This window comes from Legionella qingyii (assembly GCF_003990155.1).
In the GTDB taxonomy this organism is placed as follows: domain Bacteria; phylum Pseudomonadota; class Gammaproteobacteria; order Legionellales; family Legionellaceae; genus Legionella; species Legionella qingyii.
Window position 1 is genome coordinate 41,233 of the sequence record NZ_RZGX01000007.1, and the last position, 26,214, is coordinate 67,446.

The window sequence follows — 26,214 nt, forward strand, 5'->3', positions numbered from 1 at the left end:
TATCTTTGAACGTGCATGAAATACCGTCCCGATATTGATGGGCTTAGAGCCATTGCAATTATACTGGTCTTAATTTATCACGCAAGACTCTCTTTTTTTCCTTCAGGATTTATAGGTGTCGATGTATTTTTTGTTATCTCTGGCTATCTCATTACTCGGAGCATCCATAAATCACTCCAAAATCATTCCTTCTCTTTTTTAGATTTTTACAATCGAAGGCTCTGGCGCTTACAACCTGTATTTATTTGTTTGCTCCTTTTGACAACCGCTTTAACTTTATTGTTTTTTTTACCTGATGATTTAATGCAATACAGCAAGAGCGCTCGCAAAACTTCTTTGTTTTTGTCCAATTTATTCTTTAACAGGACGACAACCGGTTATTTTTCCCCGGATACACATCAACTTCCTTTACTTCATACATGGTCTCTTTCAATAGAATGGCAATGCTATTTACTTTTACCAGTCTTTATCTATTTTTTACATCGTTTCTCGCCTAAGAGGTATTTGATTCCCATTCTAATTGGATTGACCTTTATTGCTATACTCGGTTCCCTATACAATGCCAGAACGCTACCTGCACATACGTATTACTTACTCTCCAGCAGAATCTTTGAGTTTTTAATGGGATCTTGTGTTGCATTCATCCCAATGAAGAAGCGTTCAGTCAATGAATATCTTTTAAGTATTATGGGGGGTATGGCATTAATATTCTTGCTCTATATCGCTAGACTTAATCCCGTGTTAACAGGTTACCCTGATGTGGATGCATTAGCAGTTTGCAGTGTAACAGGATTCCTTATTGCCATAGGAACCTGCTCCCCTAAAAACATCTTAAGCCAATTACTTTCCAGCAAACCATTAGTGTTCATAGGTCTGTTGTCTTACTCGCTTTATATTTGGCATTGGGTTATTTTCTCAGTGTTACGATATCAAAACATTGAAGAAACCCCCATCATTTTATTTGCTGCTTTTGGGCTTACTTTTGTTTTAGCCTATCTCTCTTGGCGTTTTATTGAAAAACCATCAAAACGCTGGAAGAAAATGCCATTTCGTTATACCTTGGCACTTCTGTTATTAGCTCCCATGCTTGTTTTTCACCTGACTGACTATATGATAAAAAAAAATCATGGGTATCCTCAACGATTTGATGGCGAGCTATTAACCGTATATCAACAATTAGACCAATACAACAACCCTCTAAGGGATTTGTGTGTTACCGATCATCTGCATGAAATCAATATGCAATGTCTCGCCGGTGCAAAGAAATCAGATAGTAAACGCGCATTAATGATCGGAGATTCATTTTCAAATCATTATTGGGGTTTTGCGGATGTATTAGGGCAAGCAGCAAATGTCTCCATTTTAATGCAAACCGTATCATCCTGCTTAACCTTACCTGATATTTATCTTTATGACTGGTGGCACTTTAAAAATCAAGTTTATACACTCTGCCATGAACTAACCCAAAAATATTATCAAATGATTCAAAGTAATCATTATGATTATGTCATCATTGGGCAATTATGGGCCGATTATTTGTCAGAAAACATCATAAATAATTTGGATGATCAACGCTCTTTAATCTTGACCAAAAAGCGATTGGAAGAAGCTTTGGATAAAGCACTATCAATCATTACCAGTTCGGGAGCAAAACCTGTATTAATACACGCAACCGCTTTAATGCAAAATAATTTTCATGATTGCGTTTTTAAACATATAAAATTAAGGAGATCCTACGCGCCACATGAATGTGATTTTACCTTTTATGAGGCTCCATGGTTTCATCAGTTATTTGATAAAATGAAAAATAAATACCCGCAATTAATTATAATTGATCCTAAAGAAGTACAATGCGAAAACAATATTTGCAAAGCAGACATCAATGGCGTTCCAATATATCGTGATGTAGGCCATATTACAGATTATGCTTCATACCAATTAGGAATGCTCTATCTACAAAAATTTCCTAATCCTTTGGGCTAATCTATCCTCTTAATGCGGGTTTGCCTATCCCGTTAAGTAATTTATCGTTGCGACACTACTTATTATTTTTAGTCTGGGATTAGCAGAGCGAGATGGCTTGTTCTTGTTGTAGGATATACTGGGATTATTTTTTTATCTTGGCTTCATCTATTTTTTTATTAAAGAAACAGTCACGAGGCATTTATTTCATTAAATCCGTACTAAAAATGCTTCTGTTGATGACAATTATTTAATTGTTCAGGATGGATCAAGATTTGAATAGTGATAACGCATTCAAATCTTGATCGAAGATTAATTATGATCTATCCAGCACTTTTGGTCTGATTCGTTATAATGTTAGGCAAACCATAAACCATGATGGATTTACCAACATCAGCAGAATTAAAATTACCATAACCGCAACCAAGCATAACTAGACCTTTGGCAACAGATGGTCCTACATACAAAGCACCCTCATCACAGTTCATTTCCTTTAAATAGGCACCTGTTTTGGCATCTAGCGCATACACTGTTCCATAATAGACAGGCCAATAAACAATGTCATTCGCATTAGCAGGTATACCATTACTTCTTGCTTTTTGTTGATGTGCTAAAGGAATTTTGCTGCTGTTAGGCATTACGTTGACTGGTACATTAAACTGATTATTTTTTATTACGATGTCAAAATTTAAGCCATATTTAAAACGTTCATCGACCGGATAAAGCTGATCGGGACATCCAGAGGAATTGACATCAACGATCTCTGATCGTGCAGGTAGAGTCTGCCATTTTAGTTGCCCGGTATTCGCGTCAATCGCATTAAGATAACCGGACATACACGTTTTCCGACCATTCGCCAATATGGATAAATAATTTACAATCCCTCCAAAGTTAGGCACAATTCCACCTGCTGAACAAGCGACGTAGATCGTTTCATTTTTTGGATCGTAACTTAATCCCCAGTGAGTTCCCCCTATAGCGCTTCCTACACATACATCAGCTTTTCTAATAACCTTTCCAGTCTCTGCCTTAATCCAAAAAAGCGCCCCTCCCTTATTATGGGAAATAACCACTTTACCTAATGATTTGAGATCAGCCACAATTGGAGAGCTACCGCTAATATCCCAGTCAGGACCAGGAACTGGAACATTGCAAGGTTGATCGATATTAAGTCCACAAGCACCTTGCCAATTATCAAGCCCCTGTGTTGGCACATGCCAAGCATAACTACCATCCTTCATGTTCAAAGCAATTATAGAGTTCGTTGCAAGTGGTTGTGTAATTCCTAATTGCTTTAATCGAGCTTCTGCTTCTTTCAAACATTCAGCAGCCCCTTTTCCTGTTTGCCCCTTTTGCGTAGTACTAAATGTAGCCGTGGTAATCGACTGCGGTCTTTGCATACATGCACTAGCAAAATCTGGATAATTATAAAGTTGTCCCGAACCATAAATAACCAGACCAAGCTCTGGAATAATAGAAGGGGCACTAGCCCAAACACCACCTCCCGCAAACCAAGTACCAGGTTGATAGTTAGCCGGACGTGGTGGAATAGTGTATTGAGTCCACTTGATTGAAGGCATATCTGGAGATAAACCTTGCCCCCCTAAATCCAGGGCGATCATATGGCCTCTAAAAGTCATCGGAAGGTTACCAAAAGCATTATTTAAACTTGAAAAACCAAGATAAGCTGTATTTTTATAGATGCGAGGACTTGCTGTTGTACTTGGTGTAACCGCATCCATTCCCACAGCCACCTCGCTTGGGTCAACCAAGTCTATTTGCCACAATTTTTCGCCAGTTTTTGCATCAAGAGCGATTGCAAAGGGAGGGGTTATAAACCATAAACTGGGTGGTAATGAAAAAATGCTATCAATAGCAGTATATAGCAGTGTACCCTGACCATTACCACGCTCATAATAAGCTGGTGAAGAACGAACTGAAGGTAGATACCCAAAAGGAAGAACGAGACCGACTAAAGTACTTACGTTTTGTACCCAAAGTTGATTACATCCTATAAAGTTACCATACTCATCTCGCTGAATTTGATGAGCTCCTATTACTCCAGCAAAACCAGTCCAATATATAGTGTCATTTACAATGACTGGTTTGGCACTGTTCGAAAAGTTTGATGTATTTGATGGAGTAGGTACAAGACCCTGTGTATAATCAATCTTGCATAATTCCACGATTTTTTTCACATTATCTACAGTAATACCTGAGTTGATATTGTGCTGACTATTTTGAATATTTTGTCCCCAGTTATTCCAATCCGCTATTCTTTCGTTTTGGTAATCGACAAAATATTGTTCTTATCAGGTTGATAACACTGATTTGGATTAGCACCTCCATCTGGATTTGCCTGGCATAGCACTGGACCATGATGTAAACCAGCAATCGGGAGCATGCGTCCAATAATTTTAAATGTGGCCGAACAGCTATCTCCCTTAGCCCCTTTAGGTGCCAGACGACACGAGTTAGTCTGGACAAGACCTGGTGTGGGTTGTAGCGCTAAAATTTTCGATTTTCTTGATTGGTTTTGTACCGTATAAGTAATCGTCGCTGTAACATTTTCAGGAAGAGCCTGTTTGTTATTGCCAGCCTCTAAAGTCATCGTCCACAGAGGCTGCCCCGCCTGTACAGAGGACATGCAGCTTAATCCTAGAAAAAAACAAAAACCGGGTAAATTCTTTATCATACAGTAATCCTTACGCTGTATAGGTTAAATTAAACATTAGGCCATTTGTGTATAAATGGTTAAGTGTTATACCTGAGTTCTGGGTTTGACCTTCTGCCCTTCCAAGGCGACTCTTACCCCAGTCAGAAAACTCATAGCCTGCACCTACTTGCCAGTTTTGATTCAATGCTTTTTGTATTCCTGCGCCCACAGTATAGGTAAAAGCAGTTTGAGTATGTGAGGCAAAATTAGGATTAGGTAAGGCTTCAAAAATCTTCGGAGTATTTTGAAAAGAACGCGCCTCATTAAAACCTACACCAATACTCCCGCTCACCCAAGGCATCACTACGAATCCCATATCAGCCAATAACTTCCCTTTTAAGGCAACATGGGTATGCTGAATTTTGTAACTGTAGGTAAAATTATCGAATTCTGGATCCGCATCATCCCAAATATCTCCGGAAAGACTAGCATTGGTAGTTGCAGCAACCGCCACCCCTAATTGCCCCTGAATCGTAGGATTAAATAAACGGTGCAAACCTAAAAATACCTCAAAATTTGCAAGTGCATCCGTTGATTTATCCGCAGCATAGGTCTTTTCAATATCGGGAGTTAGGAAAATGCTTTGACTTTTACCACCATCTTCCCAAACAGGGCCGATACTGAGAGCCCCAACCCAAGGGAATGAAGAGGGCTCAATAGCTCCCATAGTTCCAGCCAAAGAACTTTTTGCCAGAATTCCCGTCAATAAAATTACAATCGATTTTATTTTCAAAACTTAACTCCTTGTTTTTATGAAATAATTATCTATCCATGAAACATCAAAATTGGATGTCGAAAAAATAAGATTCTTTTAATTTAAAGTATTTTTTTAATATGAGCAAAAAAACAAGCCCATGTATATAAGATGCGATGGCAATACCTTATAATTTACATTCCAATTTCATAAATAGTTTAATTTTTCAGCAAATTAGGTCGCTTATTTTCCTTCTATCCATTTCCACATTAATTTCTTTTTAATAATTTCTACCAAGAAAAGATAAGCAATTGTCGCAGCAATCAGAAAAAGGAAATAAGTGGCCGGTAAAGGGACAAATCCCCAAAATTTTGCAAGCGGTGTAAAAGGCAATACTGCAGCAAGCGAAACTATAGATAAGACCATAATGATTAAGGGATTACTGGGTCTGCTTTGCCATGGACTTTTTACCGAGCGAATTACAAATACGACTAATGTTTGTGTAGCTAAAGATTCTACAAACCAACCGGTTTGAAATAATGCTTCTGTTGCTGCAAAAACCTTCAGCATTACAAAAAAAGTAATAAAATCAAAAATAGAACTTATAGGACCAATATAAAACATAAACTTACGAATAATCGCGATATCCCAATGCTTTGGTTTGCGTGCAAAACTGGGATCTACATTATCGGTTGGAATTACAATTTGTGATGTGTCGTAAAGAAGATTATTTAAAAGAATTTGTGTTGGTAACATCGGTAAAAACGGTAAAAGGAGAATAGCACCCGCCATGCTTAGCATATTCCCAAAATTGGAACTGGTTCCCATCATTAAATATTTCATGACGTTTCCGAACGACTTTCGCCCTTCAAGAATTCCAGCCAACAACACGCTTAAATGACGTTTTAATAAGATAATATCCGCTGCTTCGCGAGCTACATCCACGGCTCCCGCAACTGAAATTCCTACATCTGCGGTATGCAAAGAAGGAACATCATTAATTCCATCACCAATATAGCCCACTACATGCCCACGCGCGCGAAGAACGCTAATAATACGCTGCTTTTGCATTGGTGAAATGCGGGCAAACACATCGACCTTTTCCGCGATGTCACCCAATGCCGCATCCGTAATATGATTTAATTCTTCCCCCAGAAGCATGCGGCTTGCATCAAGGCCTACTTGCTGGCAAATATGCCGTGTGACACGATCATTATCACCGGTCAAAATTTTTATCTTGACCCCTTCCCGGGACAACTTCTTAATGATTGCCGGAGTTTCCTTGAGTGCAGGATCAAAAAAGGCAAGAAATCCAGCCACGACCATATTTTGCTCATCTGGAGCATGGTATGAAGATTTGATCTCAATTGTTCGGTACGCCACGGCCAATGTACGATATCCTTGCTCACTTAATGATAAAAAAACAGATTCAATTTTTTTGCGTGCCACCTCATCTAATGGATGGATTTCTCCAGCCAAATCATAATAAGTGCAATCACGGATCACAAACTCAGGAGCGCCTTTGGTAATGAGAATATGCGAATTGCTTTTGTCAACAACAACGCTGGAACGACGACGTTCAAAATCAAAAGGAATCTCGTCGATTTTGTGATAGGTTTGCACATCGGGATGATCATGTTTTAGGATTGCTGCATCTAGAGGATTAATATTTACTTTATTTAATACCGCAGCATTAAATGGATTAGGAATTTCCGTGCCAAACAGGCTATTTAAATAAGCCAATAACATTACATTTTCTGATTTATTTCCTAATGGATCTATATGTTGTTCCAAGATCATTTCACCACTGGTTAAAGTACCAGTCTTATCACTACACAGAATATCGATGCTGCCAAAATTCTGAATTGCAGATAGGTTTTTGACTATCACTTTTTTCTTTGCCATATGGACTGCGCCGGCAGCAAGCGTTACCGTCGTTATCATCGGTAATAATTCCGGGGTCAGTCCCACAGCTAAAGCGACCGCAAATAGCAACGATTCGAGCAAAGATCGTTTTAAATAAATATTGACTGCAAATACAAACAGAACGAGAAAAAAGACCACTTTCATAATGAACAATCCAAAGCGGACAATGCCTTTTTCAAATTCAGTATGCGGAGCGGCTTTGGAAAGGGTTTTGACGATGTAACCAAACTGAGTGTTCTGACCGGTTGCAACAACAATTGCGGTGGCAGTACCACTCACTACTGAGGAGCCTGAAAAAACTACATTTTTTGCTTCTTCAATGTTTTGAGCTACCATAGGTTCCTGGGTGGCTTCTTTTTCAACCGGCAAAGATTCACCCGTAAGCGCGGCTTGCTGTACATGTAAGTCTTTTGCTTTTAGCAACAGCGCATCTGCAGGGATTAAATCACCGGCTATGAGCTTGACAATATCACCAGGAACTAACTCGCGGCATGGAATTTCATTCCATTGGCCATCTCGTAAAACATTTGCAGTGGAAGCAATATTCTTCTGTAATTTTTTAACCGCGACTAAAGAGCGATGACTTTGAAAATAATCCAGGCCAATACTCATAATCACCATAATGATAATAATAACAGAACTCACAACATTTCCAGTAAACGCGGAAACTACTGCGGCAATCAATAATATGGCGACAAGTGGATTAGTCGAATGTGAAATTGCTTCCATAATAAGAAGTCGATAAGGACTTTGTGTAATTTCATTAAATCCATATAAAGTTTGCCTTTTTTGAACTTCCGAGTGGGTTAATCCAGCAAAAGAACTATTTAATTTGGCAAATATTGCTTGGTTATCCAAAGTAACTAACGATTGCAAATCCATTTATTCCCATCCTATGCGTTGTCTATTAGATAATGCATTTCATTGTAAACGCGGAAAAAAATTTATAGTGTATTTAGCCATGCATAGATTTTTGCACTAAATAATCTTGGCGCAAGCGGTTCACAATGACCACCAGTACCGTCTTCATCATGAAAAAGAATATATTGTTTTTTGCATTGCAACTGGTCATATAATTTTTTTGCTTGGCCTAATGTAATGTATTCTAAGGTATTATCACAAACCAGCATGGGGCACTTAATGCGCTCGACCAATCCATTCAAAGTGTAAGCACGAGTTCTATTGAGCATTTCTTCAACGGTTTTCGCACCAAATCGCCACGTTCGACTTTCCAGCATAAAGCGTAAATGATCATCTGTTTTCAGGAGGTGTGTTAAAGCATGCTCTAAAGGAACATCCTGCAGATCTGGGAACTGAGTCCTAAGGGAATTAAATTTGGCTTCGAGATTACCACTTGCATCAAATATACCGGGATCAACAATACAGCCTGCAATTCGTTGTTCTTTTGTTACGGCTCGAGCAGCAAGATAACCACCAAAACTTCGACCAATTAAGAAAATCTTATTCGGATCGATTTCAGGGCGATTAATAATAAAATCGACGACTTTTTCAATTACCCGCTCCCAATCTGGGATAAAGGGTATTTTATTTAATCGCAGCATACTACCTTGGCCCGGACCTTCAAAATTTAAGCAATGAAAACCTCTCTTTAACGCCTCAGCTGCCGTACTAAAATATAATTCTTCCTTAGTGCCATCGCCCCCACCCGTGTCTATTAAAATGGGTTTCGGATGATTGGGCCGAGTATGATTTAGGTAAAGATATCCAGGCAATGTCGTATTTTCAAAGGGAATTTCTACCTTTTCCACCGGAGTTTCAAAATACTCAAGAGCTTTATGAAAAGCACGAATGCTATATTGTAATGCGTGTGTAATCCTTGGATCAGTAGGTACATCTTCCAGGAAAAAAAACGCCGTTCGATAATAAGTGCATGCGCGTAGAAAAGCCATTTTCGCATCATAGTATAACCCTTGACTATGATAGGTTTCAGCCATACTGAAATTGCTATCACCAAAGGCAGTCCATCGGTCATACCAGCTTTCTTTATTACCTGGCTCAATTTGATTTGCTATGGCAAAACATTCTCCAATTTCAGCACCTTGATAAGTAGCACATCCTAAACTTCTTACTAACTGTGCATTAAAAAGTGCCGGTTTGATGAAGTCCCGCATAAATATCCCTATTTTTCATCGAAACTAATAGTCTATTAGAATTTAACGTCAAAAAATATCTTATTTAACTATTTAAAAATTCCTCCAGGATGTGGGGAGGAAAATGAGGATTAACTTACAGGACTTACGCCCCCCCTAGGTCGAGGCAAAAAATGTTTTAAATGGGGGAGTTTAGATATACTAAATGACCGAATTAAAAACATTTAATCACGAAGAGATTGTTTTTTTTCGTAAGTCCTAACTTAATCTGTCATAACATAGACGATCCAGGGTTCGCCTCGTCCAATTTTATCGTACAATGTTCGAGCCACCTGGTTATCTGGTTTGGTGATCCAATAGACTTTATGCCAATGCTGCAATTTGCTAACTTGTTTTAACTCTTCGATGAGCATTCTAGCCAATCCAGCTTTTCGATGTTCTGGTTTTACATATAAATCATGCAAATAACATTCTGGGGCGATACTCCAAGTGCTTAAATGAATAATAAAAGTAAGAAACCCAACTGCCATATTTTGGGAGTCACAGGCAATAATACATCCTGTTTTTTTATCTGCAGAAAGTAATGTTTCGAATGTATTATTGACTACTTCTGGAGGTAGAGATACTTGATAAAACTCCATATATTCACGCCACATTGCGAACCAGTTTTCTTCATCAATGGACTGCAACCATCGCACCTTGTATTTCTTCATTAAAATTCCCAATTAGTTATAACGCATCCATTGGATTTTTTTTACCACTTACCCAAATGCCGTCCCCCAATAATCCCTTACCAATAAATAGAGCAAATAAGAAGCGGGATTTGCATAGGGTTGTGGATTTGATGCTTTTTTAACGACGCAAAGTAAAAAAAATCATGTGCTTTAAGGCAGTGAACAGTTCCTTCATAAGTCAAAATGCCACTTCCATTTAATACAATCCAAACCTCTTGCTCTTGATGGTAATCCAGTGGCGTTTCACATTGAGGCATCACTTCAAAATAAGTTGTTTGAAAAGGAGCGGATGCTTTTTTTTGTGCAAAATCAATAGGGTTTACTACAACGCCGGGAGCAATATGTTCGGGATTAGAAAAAACCAACCTGGGGTTTACAAACAGATTAGATTCAGGCAATTGAGGCATATTTTTGTTCCTCATGAAATAATTCCTGCTCCCAATCCAAGACCGTACTCTCATGATTCAGATCATAGATTTGCGCTTGCGCAATGCTATTAATTATTTTTGCACTTCGCCATGCCATAACACTTAAATTAGGCTCAGCGATCCCATAAGACTGATGCGCTGCATTTTGGACATAAATGCGATGTTGTTTGGGGCCCTCCCATACAATGGAAAAATCCGGATTTATGCAAAATGCGCCATTCTTTAATGGTATTTTATCTGCAATCGAGGAAAGATAAGAGGGAAATTCCCACTGATAGCCTGTGCATAGAATAACAATGTCCGCAGAAATTATTTTTTTTCCCATGGTACCAAGCTCGGTCAAAATTAACTGATAAGCGCCTGACTCGATCTCCATATCTGTTAATGCATGACGAGTGAACAATTTAAAAAACTTAGCTTTACTTTCCAAAAATTCGAGGCTGTAAAGTTTTTGATAAATTGCTTGTAACAAATCCAAAGAAATACCATCACTGGCCAAGAGTTGCTCCTGCAATAAAAAGTCTTTTTCTTTTTCAGGTAGATGAAAAAAATATTCGGCGTATTTAGGAGTGAAAAACTCATTTACAAATGGAGAAGTATCCATCGGCAATAGTTGATATCGCTTCGAAATCCAATTTAATTCAGCAGGTAATTGCTCACCATGAGATAAAATATGTTGCACAATTTCAGCACCGCTTTGCCCGCCACCAATAATAGCAACTCTTTTTCCCTGCCAATTTATAGGATTAAGTAAAAAATTCTTATTATGTAATACATTATTACCTAAATAACGTTTGGCACAAGCAGGAACTTTTGCCGTTAAGCCATTACCCAAAATAAGATGCCTTCCCTTAACTGTTCTCTTCGTTGTTTGCATAACAAAATGAGATTTATCAAAATAAACGCCTTCAACCTTTTCGTTAAACACTAAATTAGGTAATGACCGACTCACCCAATTTAAATAATGGCTAAATTCAGTTCGTAACACCTGTTTAAATTGCGCATTAATAAAACGATACAATCGTTTGTGTTTTGCAAGATACGCAATGAATGAATAAGGATTAGTAGGATCAACAAGCGTAACCAAATCATTTAAATAACTAACCTGAATTTCAGCTTTGGGAAATAACATTCCAGGATGCCAAATCATTTCCTTATTTTGTTCAAAAAAAACACTGGAAATCCCATCAACTGACGACAAAAGCGCCGCTAAACTTAAATTAAATGGTCCAACACCGACTCCAAGTAAATCGGAAATTTCATGATTTATTTTGTTCATAACAGATTCCCTCTGCTTGTGCCTCAAATTCCTGAGTAATTGGTTTTAGGGTGAGTTGTAATTGTTTCTGTAATGACTGAGTTGGCTTAACAAAAAAGTCAGCGTACGTAGGCAATTGTTCATATCCCAGCGCATGCCAGATTGTTTCACCGAGTTCTGGCATGTAGGGATAAATCACCATAGAAAACCCTTTTAACCACCAGAAGTAATCATCGGTGCAAGGATCGATACTTTGGTTTAAAACCATCCAGTCATTTAGAGATTGAACTCCTATATGGGGTAAAAATTGAGTGGGTTGTAACACATGTTCCTGAGTTGTAAACAGTTCGAATAATTGATGTTGCAACGATTGAGTGCAAGAATTAATGACCCGCTCAGGTAGATTTTGTATACCTTGAATAACACGCTGTTCAAGCCAATCCACAATTTTGTTGTAATATTGGATGAAATCATCCATAACAAAATTTCCTGTTTGATTTCGTACATCAATCGAAGCAAGGTACAGCCGAATAATATCACTGGAAAGTCCTTTTTGATTGATGGCCTCATCCACTCCAATCATATGCTGTCGGCTTGTTGAAAATTTACTGCCATCAAGATAATAAAAATAATTCATGAGGTAATAATCAAATGATTTATATTGAGGGCATCCAGAACTAATGCCCAAGGCACTGCTTAAAAAGGGTAATGCATTATCGATACCAAAACTGGAAATAGTAATCACATCAGAATCAACAGCAAATGCATTTTTGTTAATACCCATGATTTTTGCCGCTATTTCCCCAAACATCAAAAAATAGGCAAATACAAAACCATAACTAAACAACGTTCTTGAATGATTAGGATCAGTCTTATCCGCTAAACCCCAATCACACTGAGTCGTAAGTCGGAATCGATGATTCTGTAACACTTGATAAGTTTGAAATAGTGCTTGGATGTTTTGATTAATTCCTTTGGAAATGAGATCAACATCTCTTGGAAGCTGTAAAAAAATATTTTCAACCTCCTTTTGCTCTAAACCGCCCTCATGAATTATTTCCTCTGGTCGAAAATGGGCACCACAATTCTCACAAAAATAACTCGCTGTTCTTTCATAGCATATAGGACAATTCCCTTGAAGCCAGTATCCTGTGAGATAACGTTGATTTGTTTCATCCCAAAGCATATTTTCTTTTAAGCGCGTCGTAGCGTTGTTATCTAATAACTGTTGAACAATCTGTTCATGCCATTCTTGATAGGATGCATTCCATTTCTTATCGAGTGGATTAATAAATTCATCACATTGAATATTCATTTGTTCTAAATCCTGTGCGATTAAGGCATGATAATGATGACATGTAACCTCAGGGCTTAAATGTTCCTCCTCCGCTTTTCCTGCTGCGTAGGATTCATAACTGTCGGTTCCTGAGATTATCCACGCGCAATGCCCACAAAGTCGGAAGTATCTTGCCAGTATGTCTGCACTCAAAAATGGACCGCCAATATGGCCTAAATGCAGACGACCATTAGGTGTAGGTACCGAGGGAATGAGCAAATAATTTTTTTTATGTCCAGTCATTGAGTTACTCCAAAATATCCTTATCCTTCAAACTGTCTGCCATAATTTGAATTGAGTTATCCCAGCCAATTTGCGAAATCTGAATTGCTTTTTCAGTATTCCTCGCTAATACGGCGGCGACTAACTCCTCATTTTCTTGTTTGAATTCCGTTAATACCTGTTCATCGTTATGATGGTGCCCCAAGCATAAAAAGCGATAACGTGATGAATGGTCATACAACATATCCTGGATTTTGAGTAACCAAGGAGATTGACAGGCTTTGATAAGGGTAAAGGTAAATTCTTTTTGTAGCGCATCCCATTCAATAGGATTTAATCGTTTATTTGATGATGAGGTAAGGTATTTTGCATATCGATGCCAACAGGCAATAATATCTGCCTCCCAAGATTCATCACCATATTTTATGGATAACTCCAGAGCACGTGTTTCAATCTGAAACCTGACGGCATAAAGATCGTATAATTCTGCTAAAGATAAATAAGGAACAGAAAATCCACATAAATCCTCAAAGCTGACTAAGCCATGACTTACCAAGCGAGATAACGCTTCACGTAAAGGACTGTATCCTACTTCATAACGCTCTTTTAATTGTTCCATTTGCAATTTTTGGCCTGGCTCAAAATAGCCACTCACGAGATCTAGACGCAATTTCTCTAATACCGTACTCGTCTTTGATTGTTTTATTTTTATTTGCGACATTTTAAATTGTTCTTTAGTTTAAAATTTCGGATAGTATTAATTATTTTCGAAAATTTGTAAATTATCGAAAATAAAAATAATCAAATATTTATCGATTGACATGGCTGAATTATTTTTAATTACAGATACGAAATACTAACTCTATGAGACAAAGCAAGAAGCAAATTATCCTATTTGAAAATATTGCATCCCACTTCTATATTTATTTTTTTAACCTTTCTTTTTTTTAAAACTGATATTTGAATAGCATTGGGGCCTCTTTACATCGCGCAATAACTGCTCATTTTAACCAGGATAGTCGAAATGTAACTGGCCTAATAAGTTCATTGTTTTGAGCGTAATAAAAATAAAAAATGGAGCTTGCTTATGAATACAAATGAACACACGGAACTGGGTGATGCATTACGATTTCAAGAATGGGATAGCTTACAAGGCAATCCATATATCACGCTCGATGTACAAGGAAGCATGCATTTGCAGATCCAAGGGTTTAATGAAATTGGGCTTCCTGAACCCATTGGATTAAACGTATCTCCAGGCGTCATTATCGCCATGTCTGGCGACTATTTTGGTGGAAAAGAAGTATCCCTTGATTTACCAAGCATTGGTGAGTTTAAAGCTAATCGAAGAGCTTTTGATCGCAAAGGGACCAGTGAAACGCTAGGGAAGTATTTAATTAAAAAACCAGTTACCGAGAGCGAGGAACAAAAATTAATTAGTTCTTATAAAAGGCTGGCAAATAAAAACGTACAACAAAGTGATATTGATACTATTTATACTATAAATAATGGTAATTACATCCCATTTTCAAGTACTTTAAATTTCTACGCGCAACAACTTATGTTTGCTCTACGGGTAAAAAATTACAGTGACATTTTGAATAGAAATTTATCACATTTTACCCCATGGTCTGTCCGTGTTTACACTATAGGTCATCTTATAGCCCTCAAATATGCACGCATTTATTATGAGTTAAAACAGTATATTACTCATACAAATTATCAATCAAAGAACAGTGAATTCAATGCACTTCTTAGGGTTCTCAAACACACTCCTCATGGTTTGGATCGAGACAAATTGCAGGATCTGGCCCATCGATATCAGGCTTTGGCATTGGGTATGGAGTTTTTCTGTTTTCACTATTATACCGACCACTTTGCTGCTGGTCATATTTCATTTGTGGGTGATTTACGTGCCCTGCTTCCACAGCGCTTTGGGGTTTGGGGAAGTATTTTAGTCAACAGTTTGCATGATGAATTAAACAAAATAACCGTTTACACCAAACGCATTTATGATCCATCACCCGATAAAAGCGAGCCGCCGGTTACCGCAGGTGGTGATGATGATTTTGATGTTGCAAAAAATTATTTTAATAAACAAGCCTGTTTGGCAGGTATGGCATGTTCACTACAAGATTTAAACTTTGTGTTTAACGGAAGTAAATTGCCCCAACAGACACAATATGGCGGCCTGGAACAAATGCCTGATATTGATGAAGAATACCGACAACCACAGCCCTTACTTTTGTTAGGCGACGACAATAAAATTTATTACCGTACCGATCTTAATCACATAGAGATCTTATCACCATCTCAACTACAGGCAACATCTGCTGCTCCATCCCGACATGGATATAGTGAGTTAAGTAATAAATTCGAGGCATTTATGTTGGTTTTAAAACTTCGTATGTTACCTTTTATCTATACAAGCCAAATCGAAACGCCTACCGCCGAGCAACTTAAATTACTGGAAGCAGAGGAACATGAACTTAATCCAGAAAGAAGGCCGATACCCCAGCCACCAATTGCTCTTGGACAAATACCGGTTACAGCACCGGTCTGGCAACAACCTGCGACCAAGCACATGGTAACACAGGGGCTTATGAGGAATGGTTTATTAGCTACTTCAGAGAAAAAAGGAAGTTCATTAGAACAAGATATCTCTTTGGACATCGAAGCTACATTAACTCCTTCTTCACTATAAACAGGGCAAGCCTGTATTAAGAAGCATTAATACAGGCCGCTATTTCCTCTTAAAATATCTTTTTGCATCAAGCCAATAAGATTTCCGGTGGATGCTGATTTTTTCATACCAAACAAAGAGAGTTGACTATGAGCAGACATCGCCCCTTCATTTCCATGAATATGTAATGGATTACTAACTTGTAGTTCATCAATTGGCTCAACATTCTTTCCAACTCCAGCTGGGAGAGTTTGTTGTATTGGTTGTGTTTCTTTGAGCTTTAATTGTTCACTTACTTGAGTTACTTTTTCTTCTGCTGCTGCTAGTTTCGAACTTAACTCTTTCTTCTCTTGTTCCAAACGATCTATTTTTTCTTGCATTGTATTAATTTGCGCTTTATCTGCTGCCTTCTCCTCAAGCGCATTTATCTGAGTATTAATGTCATGAATTAATTCGCCCAGTTTTTCTGTCTCTTTATTCACAACAGTTGATTTGCATAATTCATCAATTTTTTCTTTATCCAGTCCCTTCCAACGGCTAATCAGATTTTCAATCCCCGGGCGCTCAACATACCAGTACACAGCCAGTGCTGCTAAACCTACACCAACAGCTGCAACAACAATAGGCCATGCTGTTGCAGACATTGTAGCGACGAATAAACTGGCAATTGCCAAGGATACAGTTTGACCGGCAAAAAAACCCCCACTGAAAAAGATAAAACCTGCAAAAATTGCCGTTAACTTTTTCGCAGTGGCCAAGTATGGATTATCGGAGGCTAAAGTTAGATCCCCACGGACTTTATTTAACTCCACATGTCTTTGGAGTAACATAAGTGCGAGCTTGCGATATTCTTCAAGCTCTTCTTGTGTTTTATTATCTTGTTTAGCAAGGCGGGTAAGGCGTGCCCGAATCGCTTTTATTTCTTTGAACTCTTCGAGTGCCGCATCAATTAACTGGGGCGTTTCTGAAGATTTAACCCCCAGATTCTTGGAAATTTCAACTAAATCAAAACTGCAAAATACAATCATGGAAACAATTGAAAATGCCAGGCCTCCCACCAAAATTGCGATCGTAGGAATAGAGGAAAAAATTCCCATGAATGCGGTGATACCATCAAACCCCTCACAGCCGAAATAAATAGTTCCCGCAAGAGCAAGTAAGGCATATTTAGCTTTTGCAGAGATTGGGGTATTTGTAGTTTCTTCTTCCTTTGTCCCTGGATTTAATGACTTATTCAGTTCTTTTAATAAGGAGGCCCGTAAGGAAGTGACTAAAAAAAAGGTATTCTCATCACTCTTAATAAATCGAGTTTGTGCAAACCAATCAATTATAGTCTGTACATCAATATCTGTTTTGTTTGCAAATACTGTAACGAGAGTTGGATTGATTGCTCCTAATTGTACTATTAAATTTAGTATCGTTTGATTCAGTTTAACTGGACCGGTCATATCGCCTCCCCCTAAATTTCTGGGCTTATTTGTTTTTCCCAAGCGATAAGGGAATAGCATATATAATACTGGCTATTTATTAACCAAATATTAAATGGTATAAGTAAATGCAGTAATAAGTATTTATTTTGTTAAAAAAGCGCAATTTAAACACATTTATGCGTTCACCAAAGGAAATAAGGAGTCATTATTTTTATTCGCTGATTTGAGCTGTTTGTGAGAACATATAAAAACTTGGACCTTTTCCTACCGATGGATTCGGATAGTTAAGAGGAATGTGACACCGCTACGATAAAGGAATAATCATGCCCAAAAAATTAATCAAAGTTCCTGAATTACTTTCTTAAGTTAAGGAGATTTTCAATGATAATTTTATATTCGTACCCAGAGCTCTTTGGTCTACCTGATAACAATCCTTTTGGCCTAAAAGTGGAAACTTTTCTTAGATTAACGCAAATCAATTACCAGCATGAACATATTATTAACACTCAAAATGCCCCACGAGGACAACTACCCTATCTAATTGACGACGAGCAAACCATTACAGATAGTAATAATATTCTGCAATACCTTTCACAAAAATATGTGAATTTAGATCAAGATTTAACAGAGGAACAAAAAAACATCCATTTTTTAATTACTCGTATGTTGGATAATCATTTATATTGGGTTATGTCCTATTCGCGTTGGCAAGATGAACAATGTTGGCCTTTATTCAAAGCTGAATTCTTAAAACAACTTTCCGAATTATCAGATGCCTCTCTTGAACAAGTAAGAAAATATAATATTGAAAAATATCATTACCAGGGGATTGGTAGATATTCCACTAAGGATATTTATCAATCGGGAATTGATGATCTGCGAGCGATACTTAATATTTTAGGAGATAAAGATTATATATTTGGAAATAAAGTACATACACTGGATGCTTGTTGCTATGGATTTTTAGCCAATATTCTCTATTTTGAAATTGAAACGCCACTTAAGGATTTTATAATGCAAACTCCGTTAAAAAATTACATCAATAAAATCAGAGAGTTGCTTGGATACTAGGGGCTATTGATATCCCCACAAAGAAGCATAGGATTAATTTTTATTCCAAATATGATCAAGAGCCCGCAACTCGCTCTCTGTTAAAAGTTCATATTGATCCATTGCACGGGTGACATGATTTGGATAGTGCTCAAGGCATCTTTTAATTAATTTCAACAAATCTTGCTCATTTATAGGCTTGGTTATGAAATCAATTGCTCCTGCTTTTATTGCTCTTACAGCCATGGGGATATCACCATAAGCAGTAATAATAATGACTTTGAGTAAGCTATTTTGTCTTTTTAATTTTTCGAGGAGCTCTAGACCATCCATATCAGGCATGCGCACATCGGTAATCAAACATCCCATATGTTTGGGATCATATTGTTCTAAAAAACTTGTTGCATCTAAGTAAACATTTACTTCAAAACTCATTGAGTCAAAAAGCCATTTCAAAGCACGCAATACATGTTCATCATCGTCAACAATATAAATTGTCTTATTCATGGTGTGACTCCCAAATATGATTAGGCAATCTAAAAGAACTTACGGTTCCCTTGCCAGCAATATTTTGTTCTATCTTAATGCTCCCGCCATGAGCTTCTATAATTTTTTTACAAATGCTTAACCCAAGACCCAAGCCATACTCCTTGGTGCTATAACATGAAGTAAATAGATTATCGAGTACACCTTGTGACACACCAGGTCCATTATCAATAATAGAAACCAGTACGTCCGTATCAAGATTTGCTATCTTAATCAGTAATGAAGGATTCTTGGTTTGGGCATCGAACATTGCTTCAAAGGCATTATTAATAAGGTTTAAGAATACCTGTCGCATTTGATTGCGATCCAAATAAACTTCGGTCAAATGCTCATCAAACTCATATTGAACTACTCCGGAAAAACTCGAATAAAATTTTGACAAGATAACAGACTGTTTTGCCAATGAAGCCAAATTAACTCGCTCAAAGTGTAATTCTCCATGGGTAACAAACCGTTTCATTCGCTTAACAAGAGTACTTATTAGTTCAACTTGTTCTAATGCTTTTTGGAGTACGTCAATGAACTCATTTGAGCCTTTATCCTCTTGCTGTAAACGCAAAATACTACCAAGAAGATAGGAGTTCAGGGCTAATAAGGGTTGAGAAATTTCATGAGATAATGAAGAGGCAGCTTCTCCTGAAAAATAACATCTTGATATACGATCAAGCGTTGTTTGTTGCAGCTTAATCAACTCCTGATTTTGTTTTTGTTCGGTAATAAAATGCCAGGTACCAATCATTTTAACTGGATTATTCTCTGCATCACGAATATAACGACCACGAGCCGATACCCATTCATAATGTCCTTTAGAAGATAGAATGCGAAAATCTGAGTAATGATCCTCAAAATGGGTTAAAGAATTAATTAATGCATTGGCTATTTTTTCGCGATCCTCCGGATGAAGCCGTTTTATGAAATGATCAATATGGCCTACTTTGTTGTCTAATTTTAAAACGGATAACGACTCAGAATAACCAAAATCAATTATTTCATTTGTACTCAAATCCCATTGCCATACATTTAATTTGCCTACATCCAATAATTCCATTAAGTACGTATGGGAGATTTCATAGGTGAGATTGTTTGAAAATAGATCCTCAAAATATTTCCTTTTTAAATCCAAAGACAACTTGGAATTCATCATGATGTATCCCCTATGAACTTGAGTGGAGCCTGCTCTATTTTGTATCAAACAAGGAAACTATTTCTTCAATTTTGAAAATAATACCACAGTATTTTTATCATATAAGTGCAAAAATATGAATTAATATTTAACACAATGATTTTTATAGAAATTTTTAATTTAGCGCATGCGAAAGTGATTCAATGATGATTTAGGTTAACCCAAACCATCATGGAGGGACTATTTAATCGGCAAGCTGGTAGGGTTTATAAACTGGCTCCCATACATTGTCAGCAAGCTCCTCCTCAAATCCTGCTTCATTAACTCCAGCAAGACCTTCCAATATCGCCTGCCTCCCTACCGCCTTTGCTACAGCAAGACTAATTGAGCGGAGATTTGCCAACGGAGGTAATAAATTAGTTGATTTATGTTCCCGCGCTGGAGAGCATTCGGCAAGAGCTAGTGCGGCAGCCTTAATCATGCCATCGGAAACTCGTTTTGCCTTAGAGGAGATAATACCTAAAGCTAAACCGGGAAAAATGTATGAATTATTTGTTTGGTCAATATGAAATTCTTTCCCATTGTACTTCACTGGCTCAAAAGGACTTCCTGTCCCAATTAAAGCACGACCTTCCGTCCAATTAAGCAGATCTTGTGGCACTGCCTCGCTATGAGAGGTTGGATTGGAAAGTGGGAAAATAACAGGGCGATCTGTATACTTCGCCATAGTACGCACTACTTCTTCAGTAAATGCACCGTGTTGTGCTGAAACGCCAATAAGGGCCGTGGGTTTAACATTGCGAACCACATCGAGTAATCCGATTTCCTCAGAATTGGTCACCTGCCATCCAGTCACTTCAGAGCGTTTGCGCGCAAAAGCGGCCTGATCTGCAGTCAATCCCATCCCCCCCTCAACAAGAAGTCCATATCTATCCACTGCATAGATGCGATCACCGGCTTCCTGATCACTTAATCCAGCATCTCTAAGGGCGCCACGTATTAATTGAGCAATTCCATGCCCCGTGCCACCAAAACCAACAAAAACGATTTTTTGCTCTATCAGCGGAATTCCAGTGACATTAATAGCAGAAAGTAAGGTCCCTGTTGCCATCGCTGCAGTTCCCTGAATGTCATCATTAAACGTACATAATTGATCTCGATAACGCGCCAATAATCGTGCCGCATTCACGCCAGCAAAATCTTCCCATTGTAGAAGAACATGCGGCCAACGACGTTTCACTGCAGATACAAATGTATCCACAAATTCATCATACTCTGCGCCACGAACACGATTGTGTCGCCATCCAACATAAAGAGGATCCGCCAATCGTTCTTCATTGTCCGTTCCTACGTCCAGTAAAATAGGCAAACAATATTGTGGTGGAATGCCAGCCAACGCCGTATAAAGTGCCATTTTACCAATGGGTATTCCCATACCTCCGGCGCCTTGATCACCAAGACCCAGAATACGCTCACCATCACTCACAACAATGCACTTAATTAAATCATAACGTGGATGAGATAAAATTTTTTCAATCAAATTCTTGTTTGGATAGCTAAGAAAAAGACCTCGAGGTTTGCGAAATATTTCGCTGAACTTTTGACATCCCTCTCCTACCACAGGAGTATAAACAATAGGCAGCATTTCCTCGATATTATTAATAATCAACGAGTAAAAAAGTGTTTCATTATTATCTTGGAGACCGCGTAGGAAACTGTATTTTTCTAATGAAGTGGACAACTCAGTCAATCCATCGTAGCGACGTTTTTGCTGCTCTTGCAAAGTACTCACTTGGGGTGGTAATAAACCGTGAAGAGAAAAGTCATCCCGTTCCTTTTCTGTAAATGCAGTCCCCTTATTTAATCTGGAATTATTCAGCAAATTATAACCTGTCAATTTGGTTTTAATGATTCCTTCTTTGAGATATTGAGTTTCCTGATCTGATTTTTTCATTTTTCAAGGTCCTTTTTAATGAAGTATCTATAACTGGAACTGCAAAAAACTGTTTATTCTGGCAAAGGTATCGATTCTCTATCATCGCCAGGTATTTTCCCAAATCTTCCTTCTTTCCAATCCAATTTTGCTTGCTCAATTCGTTCTTTAGAACTGGCTACAAAATTCCACCAAAGATATCGCCGTTGTTCAAGTGTCGCGCCACCCAGGATAATCATATGTACATCAGAGGTAGCGGTTATTTTGACTTCAACTCCTGTTTTAAGGATAAGCATTCTTGTAGCGTTATATTGAGTATTTTCTACAGTTATCGTGCCACTTAAAAGATGAATTGCTCGCTCTTCTACTGTGGATGGAATGCTAAATTGAGTAGCAGGTTTTAGTTTGCATTCCACAAAAAGTGCGTCATTGGGAGTGATAACTGATGATTTCAATCCCATCCATTCCCCAGTAACAACCCGCAAACTCATATTTTTATCATCATTATATGTAGGAATGGCACTTTTATCATAATGCGTAAATGAAGGATTGGTTTCTTCTTTGTGAAGAGCCAATGCTAGCCAGCATTGAATTCCAAAAAAATGATGTGGATAAAAACGAGCTTCTTGTGGTGTACGCTCTGAATGAGCAATCCCTCGTCCAGCAGTCATTATGTTCACTTCACCAGGAATAATAATTCGATGACTGCCAAGTGTATCCCGATGTTCCAGTTTCCCAGAAAATAGATAAGTCATGGTTGATAAACCAATATGTGGATGTGGAAGTATATCAATTCCCTTGCCCGGAAGCAGTTCTTCGGGGCCTGCTTGATCCCAAAAGACAAAGGGACCTACTGTCTTTTTCTCCTTAGAGGGAATTATGCGATCCACTTTAAATCCACCCAGATCAACCGCTCGCGGGAGCAACGCTACACTAATTTGCTGCGGACATCCTTGAGTTTCACATACCGGGTCCTTTGCATTAAAATAACTCATTCTTGGTATTCCCCCTGGATGACTCTAGACCTCAATATTGCGCACTGACCTATTTGAACTAAGCATAGCTCAAATTAAGAATTAAAGAGAGTGCTGAAAAGTCATACGCTTTTAATGTACCACCCCGTTTAGATTAAATTGAAACCATCATGTCCCCAAAATACTCCAACAGAGTTTTATGGCTATACTTAATAGTACTTTAAGTCAAGAAATGGATAGCATATGAACACTCATCGTTTGGACTTTCCAGAATTAATCAGGTTTCTTTTCAAAGTGATGGTAATTTTTTTGTTTTTAGGTCTCTTGAGTGCAACATCGTTCGCAGATCAAGCTAAGGTAATAAAAAATCCTGACGGTTCTTCAGTAGAAATTAAGGCTGACGGCACCAAAATTATTACCAATGCAGACCATTCTTCCGTGGTAGAGAAAAAAGATGGTACCAAAATTATTACTAATACTGATGGGTCTATGGTACAAAAAAATCCTGATGGCACCAAAATTATCACTAATGTGGATCATTCCTCCGTAGTCTATAAACCAGATGGAACCAAGATTATTACCAATGCAGACGGTTCATCAGTACAAATTAATCCTAATGGCAAGGAAATTGTTAAGGATCCCAAGGGCAAAGTGCTCAACTAATTCATTAGAGATCCTATCTTCCTAAAAAACTTTTTCTCTTGCTTTTAATCAGATTTTTTACAAGTTTGATTAAATTTTGCTGCAAATTCATCCAACATATTTTGTTTCAACTTGGTGTTACCTGCAGCGACATAAGAAATGAATAATTGGTTAAAGCATGACTGGAGCGCCCCCTGATCAGGCATTTCTTTGGTATCAGCAATAGTCCCTAAATCAATATAATCCAATTTCAGCTGTGCATTTGAGTCCACGTTATAATATGCTTTAGCAACACAGCAAATGGCACATGCGGCCAAATCATCATATGCTTTAACACTAGGATCAGCCCCTTTAGATAATGCAACCAGATCATAGGCGGTAAGATTTTGACTAAAGATTAAGTGATTATTGACTTCTGACACGTCTTGCAAGCCTCCATTACAACGATCGCCGCCAGCCAAAGTTTCAAGATCCAAAATATCTGCATTTTTTCTCTTTACTCGATGGATGGCAGTAAAGTGTCCTGTGCCGCCACCACTATTAACAGTGTAAAGCCAATATGTTCTCTCTCCAGCATTAAAGAATTTATAATAGCTGTAGCCTTGTGATGAGTCTGAAAATTCGGGATCTTGCCAATCATAACCTATATAACCGTTTGCAATGAGCTTGGAATTTTGTCCTTTCATCACATATTTTTCTTTTGCTAGCCCGCATTGATTCAGATCAATTACAGTTCCTTCCATATTAAAGAAACACAAAGCGTCGATAGGCTTGTCATGAAACATAAAATCAGCAGGAACAGCTGCCCAAATTTTTACAGTAAATAGATATGAAAATAAAAAGAAACCAAATGTTCTAAGCAGCATTTTAAAATTATTCCTCAATCAATTAAGCCTCTCGGCCCACAAAAGCAATCATGTGGTACGTTCTTGAATTTTATTTTACAGAATAAACCCTCCCTGTTTGCGCACCTTCGACACTTTTGCAAAAAGCCAGCGCAACGCGACTTGCTGGCACTGATTCAAAACCAGGAAAAAAAGGTGCATATCGACTCATTGATTCCGTGATGACCGTGGGACTTACTGCGTTAATACGAAGATGATGTGGCATTTCAATCGCGGCACTTTTAACAAAAGAATTGATTGCACCATTGACCATAGAGCCAGATGTGCCCATCAAAATTGGATCATGACTTAAAATACCGCTTGTTAAAGTAAATGAACCGCTCTTATTGATGTATTTAAGACCAACTAATACCAGTCTGATTTGTCCCATCAATTTACTATTCAGGCCGACAGCATATTGTTCTTCAGTAAAATTCGTTAATGTTTCAAAGTACACTTCCCCGGTTACCGAAACAACTGCATCGAACGAGCCTACTGATTGGTAGAGCGTCTCGATTGAATGGGTATCTCTAATGTCCACTTGAAAATCGCCATGTGTATGTCCTACGATGACTACTGTGTGACGCTGTGCCAGCTCTTTACAAACTGCTTCTCCTATTATGCCAGTTCCACCGACTACAATAATTTTCATTTGCTTTTCCTTTGCTAAAAATCGAGCCATCAAAAACATTAAATAATATACAGATACCCTTTTCAATAAGATCTCATTCTAGCCCATATAATTGTTCTAAGATGTCATCGATATCTCTTTGTGCATTAGAAAGTTCTGTAGCTGATTTACAATTCATTTTAGTTGTATCCGTTAACAATCTATAGGAGCGATGCAAATCCGTTCTTGCGTTAAACCAATATTCTTTTAATATGAACTGCCCACTGCGATCAACTAGCTTCGCAGATTCGTGGATTATGGATGAACAAGAGTTTGTTTGATCAACGCTTAACGCTTCGATTGTTTGAGACACGTCATGACATTGATTGGCAAGATAGGCTTTTTCTTCTTCAGGCATACTATAGGCTGAGCAGGATAATAAGAAAAAAGAAGTAATGATAAGAAGTTTTTTTAGCATTTGATCATCCTTTATCAATTTAAGTCCAAAATTTTCACACCGAATTCTTACATGAGATATTCAACTTTTCAATCTTCTTGATTTATTAATTCACGCTCCTCGATAAAAATTCAAATCGACTAGTAAGCTCGACCGATGTACAATAAACCCAATCATTGTTCAGTTTTAAGAAACGGTAATTTAGGTAAAGAATTAAGGGCATTTATTAAAGCGGGTAAAGCCGATGAACTCGTTAGTAAGGAAGTTCATACTGTTAGAGATTTTTTGGATGCGCTGCAACGGAAACAAAATCTGCAATTGCAGGTTTAAAATTGATTCATACAAGACCGAGCCAGAATCGATAGCAGAATGCATCAAAAATATCGAGTCTGAACCACCAACTTTTCAAAAAACACTCGAGGAAAGAGCATTTAAGTTTTTAATTTCCCCATATTCAAAATTACGATATATTCTGGATACTAATTAAAGCTCTAG

At 37.9% G+C, this 26,214-nt stretch carries 23 protein-coding genes; 5 read left to right on the forward strand and 18 right to left on the reverse strand.

The genetic code is table 11. From position 1 onward, the window contains the following. Nucleotides 1-15 precede the first annotated feature (15 nt). Entirely contained in the window at nt 16-1,983 is a 1,968-nt protein-coding gene (locus ELY20_RS06515; RefSeq protein WP_110141878.1) for an acyltransferase family protein, read from the forward strand. Nucleotides 1,984-2,285: 302 nt separating this feature from the next. Here ELY20_RS06515 and ELY20_RS06520 read toward each other — a convergent pair whose 3' ends face one another. The 10 genes from ELY20_RS06520 to ELY20_RS06565 form a co-directional block, all read right to left on the reverse strand. Continuing rightward, on the reverse strand, nt 2,286-4,160 hold the full coding sequence (locus ELY20_RS06520; protein ID WP_110141877.1) for a PQQ-binding-like beta-propeller repeat protein: 1,875 nt from the start codon (nt 4,158-4,160) through the stop codon (nt 2,286-2,288). A 74-nt stretch (nt 4,161-4,234) separates the two neighbouring features. Next, entirely contained in the window at nt 4,235-4,657 is a 423-nt protein-coding gene (locus ELY20_RS06525) for a hypothetical protein (RefSeq protein WP_126955499.1), read from the reverse strand. A 10-nt stretch (nt 4,658-4,667) separates the two neighbouring features. Beyond that, nucleotides 4,668-5,345, reverse strand: a complete 678-nt coding sequence (locus ELY20_RS06530; protein ID WP_110141923.1) for an outer membrane protein — start codon at nt 5,343-5,345, stop codon at nt 4,668-4,670. 270 nt (nt 5,346-5,615) lie between these two features. Next, complete coding sequence (mgtA, locus tag ELY20_RS06535) at nt 5,616-8,180, reverse strand: magnesium-translocating P-type ATPase (protein WP_110141875.1); 2,565 nt, start codon at nt 8,178-8,180, stop codon at nt 5,616-5,618. 62 nt (nt 8,181-8,242) lie between these two features. After that, nucleotides 8,243-9,430: an alpha/beta hydrolase family protein gene (locus ELY20_RS06540; protein WP_110141874.1), complete on the reverse strand. Its 1,188-nt coding sequence runs from the start codon at nt 9,428-9,430 to the stop codon at nt 8,243-8,245. A 242-nt stretch (nt 9,431-9,672) separates the two neighbouring features. After that, nucleotides 9,673-10,122: a GNAT family N-acetyltransferase gene (locus tag ELY20_RS06545; protein WP_110141873.1), complete on the reverse strand. Its 450-nt coding sequence runs from the start codon at nt 10,120-10,122 to the stop codon at nt 9,673-9,675. Nucleotides 10,123-10,199: 77 nt separating this feature from the next. Then, a complete protein-coding gene (locus ELY20_RS06550) occupies nt 10,200-10,550 on the reverse strand; it encodes a cupin domain-containing protein (protein ID WP_110141872.1) in 351 nt (116 codons plus the stop codon). Beyond that, entirely contained in the window at nt 10,534-11,850 is a 1,317-nt protein-coding gene (locus ELY20_RS06555) for a lysine N(6)-hydroxylase/L-ornithine N(5)-oxygenase family protein (protein ID WP_110141871.1), read from the reverse strand. The genes ELY20_RS06550 and ELY20_RS06555 overlap by 17 nt, the downstream gene beginning before the upstream one ends. Beyond that, nucleotides 11,831-13,408: a methionine--tRNA ligase gene (locus ELY20_RS06560; protein ID WP_110141870.1), complete on the reverse strand. Its 1,578-nt coding sequence runs from the start codon at nt 13,406-13,408 to the stop codon at nt 11,831-11,833. The genes ELY20_RS06555 and ELY20_RS06560 overlap by 20 nt, the downstream gene beginning before the upstream one ends. Before the next feature lie 4 nt (nt 13,409-13,412). Further along, nucleotides 13,413-14,108 carry a GntR family transcriptional regulator gene (locus tag ELY20_RS06565; protein ID WP_110141869.1) on the reverse strand — a complete coding sequence of 232 codons (696 nt, stop codon included), beginning with the start codon at nt 14,106-14,108 and terminating at the stop codon, nt 13,413-13,415. Nucleotides 14,109-14,474: 366 nt separating this feature from the next. Here ELY20_RS06565 and ELY20_RS06570 point away from each other — a divergent pair, with 366 nt between their 5' ends. Next, nucleotides 14,475-16,091: a hypothetical protein gene (locus tag ELY20_RS06570; protein WP_110141868.1), complete on the forward strand. Its 1,617-nt coding sequence runs from the start codon at nt 14,475-14,477 to the stop codon at nt 16,089-16,091. 26 nt (nt 16,092-16,117) lie between these two features. On the opposite strand, the gene ELY20_RS06575 is transcribed toward ELY20_RS06570, so the two are convergent. Then, on the reverse strand, nt 16,118-17,518 hold the full coding sequence (locus tag ELY20_RS06575; protein ID WP_110141867.1) for a coiled-coil domain-containing protein: 1,401 nt from the start codon (nt 17,516-17,518) through the stop codon (nt 16,118-16,120). 363 nt (nt 17,519-17,881) lie between these two features. Here ELY20_RS06575 and ELY20_RS06580 point away from each other — a divergent pair, with 363 nt between their 5' ends. Continuing rightward, nucleotides 17,882-18,571, forward strand: coding sequence for a glutathione S-transferase family protein (locus tag ELY20_RS06580; RefSeq protein ID WP_110141866.1), 690 nt, complete (start codon nt 17,882-17,884; stop codon nt 18,569-18,571). Nucleotides 18,572-18,604: 33 nt separating this feature from the next. Here ELY20_RS06580 and ELY20_RS06585 read toward each other — a convergent pair whose 3' ends face one another. The 4 genes from ELY20_RS06585 to ELY20_RS06600 all read right to left on the reverse strand — a co-directional run bounded on the left by ELY20_RS06585 (nt 18,605) and on the right by ELY20_RS06600 (nt 23,147). Beyond that, nucleotides 18,605-19,057, reverse strand: coding sequence for a response regulator transcription factor (locus ELY20_RS06585; RefSeq protein WP_110141865.1), 453 nt, complete (start codon nt 19,055-19,057; stop codon nt 18,605-18,607). After that, a complete protein-coding gene (locus tag ELY20_RS06590) occupies nt 19,050-20,240 on the reverse strand; it encodes a sensor histidine kinase (RefSeq protein WP_110141864.1) in 1,191 nt (396 codons plus the stop codon). Before ELY20_RS06590 ends, ELY20_RS06585 begins: the two co-directional genes overlap by 8 nt. Nucleotides 20,241-20,463: 223 nt before the next feature. Next, a complete protein-coding gene (locus tag ELY20_RS06595) occupies nt 20,464-22,173 on the reverse strand; it encodes an NAD-dependent malic enzyme (RefSeq protein WP_110141863.1) in 1,710 nt (569 codons plus the stop codon). Nucleotides 22,174-22,226: 53 nt separating this feature from the next. After that, a complete protein-coding gene (locus tag ELY20_RS06600; RefSeq protein ID WP_126955500.1) occupies nt 22,227-23,147 on the reverse strand; it encodes a pirin family protein in 921 nt (306 codons plus the stop codon). A gap of 222 nt (nt 23,148-23,369) precedes the next feature. On the opposite strand from ELY20_RS06600, the gene ELY20_RS06605 reads away from it, so the two are divergent. Next, nucleotides 23,370-23,789, forward strand: a complete 420-nt coding sequence (locus ELY20_RS06605) for a hypothetical protein (protein WP_110141862.1) — start codon at nt 23,370-23,372, stop codon at nt 23,787-23,789. Nucleotides 23,790-23,833: 44 nt separating this feature from the next. Here the strand turns inward: ELY20_RS06605 and ELY20_RS06610 are convergent, their stop codons facing one another. The 3 genes from ELY20_RS06610 to ELY20_RS06620 form a co-directional block, all read right to left on the reverse strand. Beyond that, a complete protein-coding gene (locus tag ELY20_RS06610; RefSeq protein ID WP_110141861.1) occupies nt 23,834-24,634 on the reverse strand; it encodes a hypothetical protein in 801 nt (266 codons plus the stop codon). Nucleotides 24,635-24,704: 70 nt separating this feature from the next. After that, on the reverse strand, nt 24,705-25,304 hold the full coding sequence (locus ELY20_RS06615) for a short chain dehydrogenase (protein ID WP_110141922.1): 600 nt from the start codon (nt 25,302-25,304) through the stop codon (nt 24,705-24,707). A 73-nt stretch (nt 25,305-25,377) separates the two neighbouring features. Then, entirely contained in the window at nt 25,378-25,740 is a 363-nt protein-coding gene (locus ELY20_RS06620; protein ID WP_110141860.1) for a hypothetical protein, read from the reverse strand. A 135-nt stretch (nt 25,741-25,875) separates the two neighbouring features. Here ELY20_RS06620 and ELY20_RS16760 point away from each other — a divergent pair, with 135 nt between their 5' ends. Then, on the forward strand, nt 25,876-26,049 hold the full coding sequence (locus tag ELY20_RS16760; protein ID WP_158618867.1) for a hypothetical protein: 174 nt from the start codon (nt 25,876-25,878) through the stop codon (nt 26,047-26,049). Nucleotides 26,050-26,214 lie beyond the last annotated feature (165 nt).

What these genes read in the sequence shown, in the direction of transcription:
- ELY20_RS06515 (WP_110141878.1), top strand. Translation starts at nt 16, where the DNA reads ATGAAATACCGTCCCGATATTGATGGGCTTAGAGCCATTGCAATTATA.
- ELY20_RS06525 (WP_126955499.1), bottom strand. Translation starts at nt 4,657, where the DNA reads ATGATAAAGAATTTACCCGGTTTTTGTTTTTTTCTAGGATTAAGCTGC.
- ELY20_RS06530 (WP_110141923.1), bottom strand. Translation starts at nt 5,345, where the DNA reads ATGGGAGCTATTGAGCCCTCTTCATTCCCTTGGGTTGGGGCTCTCAGT.
- mgtA (WP_110141875.1), bottom strand. Translation starts at nt 8,180, where the DNA reads ATGGATTTGCAATCGTTAGTTACTTTGGATAACCAAGCAATATTTGCC.
- ELY20_RS06540 (WP_110141874.1), bottom strand. Translation starts at nt 9,430, where the DNA reads ATGCGGGACTTCATCAAACCGGCACTTTTTAATGCACAGTTAGTAAGA.
- ELY20_RS06545 (WP_110141873.1), bottom strand. Translation starts at nt 10,122, where the DNA reads ATGAAGAAATACAAGGTGCGATGGTTGCAGTCCATTGATGAAGAAAAC.
- ELY20_RS06550 (WP_110141872.1), bottom strand. Translation starts at nt 10,550, where the DNA reads ATGCCTCAATTGCCTGAATCTAATCTGTTTGTAAACCCCAGGTTGGTT.
- ELY20_RS06555 (WP_110141871.1), bottom strand. Translation starts at nt 11,850, where the DNA reads ATGAACAAAATAAATCATGAAATTTCCGATTTACTTGGAGTCGGTGTT.
- ELY20_RS06560 (WP_110141870.1), bottom strand. Translation starts at nt 13,408, where the DNA reads ATGACTGGACATAAAAAAAATTATTTGCTCATTCCCTCGGTACCTACA.
- ELY20_RS06565 (WP_110141869.1), bottom strand. Translation starts at nt 14,108, where the DNA reads ATGTCGCAAATAAAAATAAAACAATCAAAGACGAGTACGGTATTAGAG.
- ELY20_RS06570 (WP_110141868.1), top strand. Translation starts at nt 14,475, where the DNA reads ATGAATACAAATGAACACACGGAACTGGGTGATGCATTACGATTTCAA.
- ELY20_RS06575 (WP_110141867.1), bottom strand. Translation starts at nt 17,518, where the DNA reads ATGACCGGTCCAGTTAAACTGAATCAAACGATACTAAATTTAATAGTA.
- ELY20_RS06580 (WP_110141866.1), top strand. Translation starts at nt 17,882, where the DNA reads ATGATAATTTTATATTCGTACCCAGAGCTCTTTGGTCTACCTGATAAC.
- ELY20_RS06585 (WP_110141865.1), bottom strand. Translation starts at nt 19,057, where the DNA reads ATGAATAAGACAATTTATATTGTTGACGATGATGAACATGTATTGCGT.
- ELY20_RS06590 (WP_110141864.1), bottom strand. Translation starts at nt 20,240, where the DNA reads ATGATGAATTCCAAGTTGTCTTTGGATTTAAAAAGGAAATATTTTGAG.
- ELY20_RS06595 (WP_110141863.1), bottom strand. Translation starts at nt 22,173, where the DNA reads ATGAAAAAATCAGATCAGGAAACTCAATATCTCAAAGAAGGAATCATT.
- ELY20_RS06600 (WP_126955500.1), bottom strand. Translation starts at nt 23,147, where the DNA reads ATGAGTTATTTTAATGCAAAGGACCCGGTATGTGAAACTCAAGGATGT.
- ELY20_RS06605 (WP_110141862.1), top strand. Translation starts at nt 23,370, where the DNA reads ATGAACACTCATCGTTTGGACTTTCCAGAATTAATCAGGTTTCTTTTC.
- ELY20_RS06610 (WP_110141861.1), bottom strand. Translation starts at nt 24,634, where the DNA reads ATGCTGCTTAGAACATTTGGTTTCTTTTTATTTTCATATCTATTTACT.
- ELY20_RS06615 (WP_110141922.1), bottom strand. Translation starts at nt 25,304, where the DNA reads ATGAAAATTATTGTAGTCGGTGGAACTGGCATAATAGGAGAAGCAGTT.
- ELY20_RS06620 (WP_110141860.1), bottom strand. Translation starts at nt 25,740, where the DNA reads ATGCTAAAAAAACTTCTTATCATTACTTCTTTTTTCTTATTATCCTGC.
- ELY20_RS16760 (WP_158618867.1), top strand. Translation starts at nt 25,876, where the DNA reads ATGTACAATAAACCCAATCATTGTTCAGTTTTAAGAAACGGTAATTTA.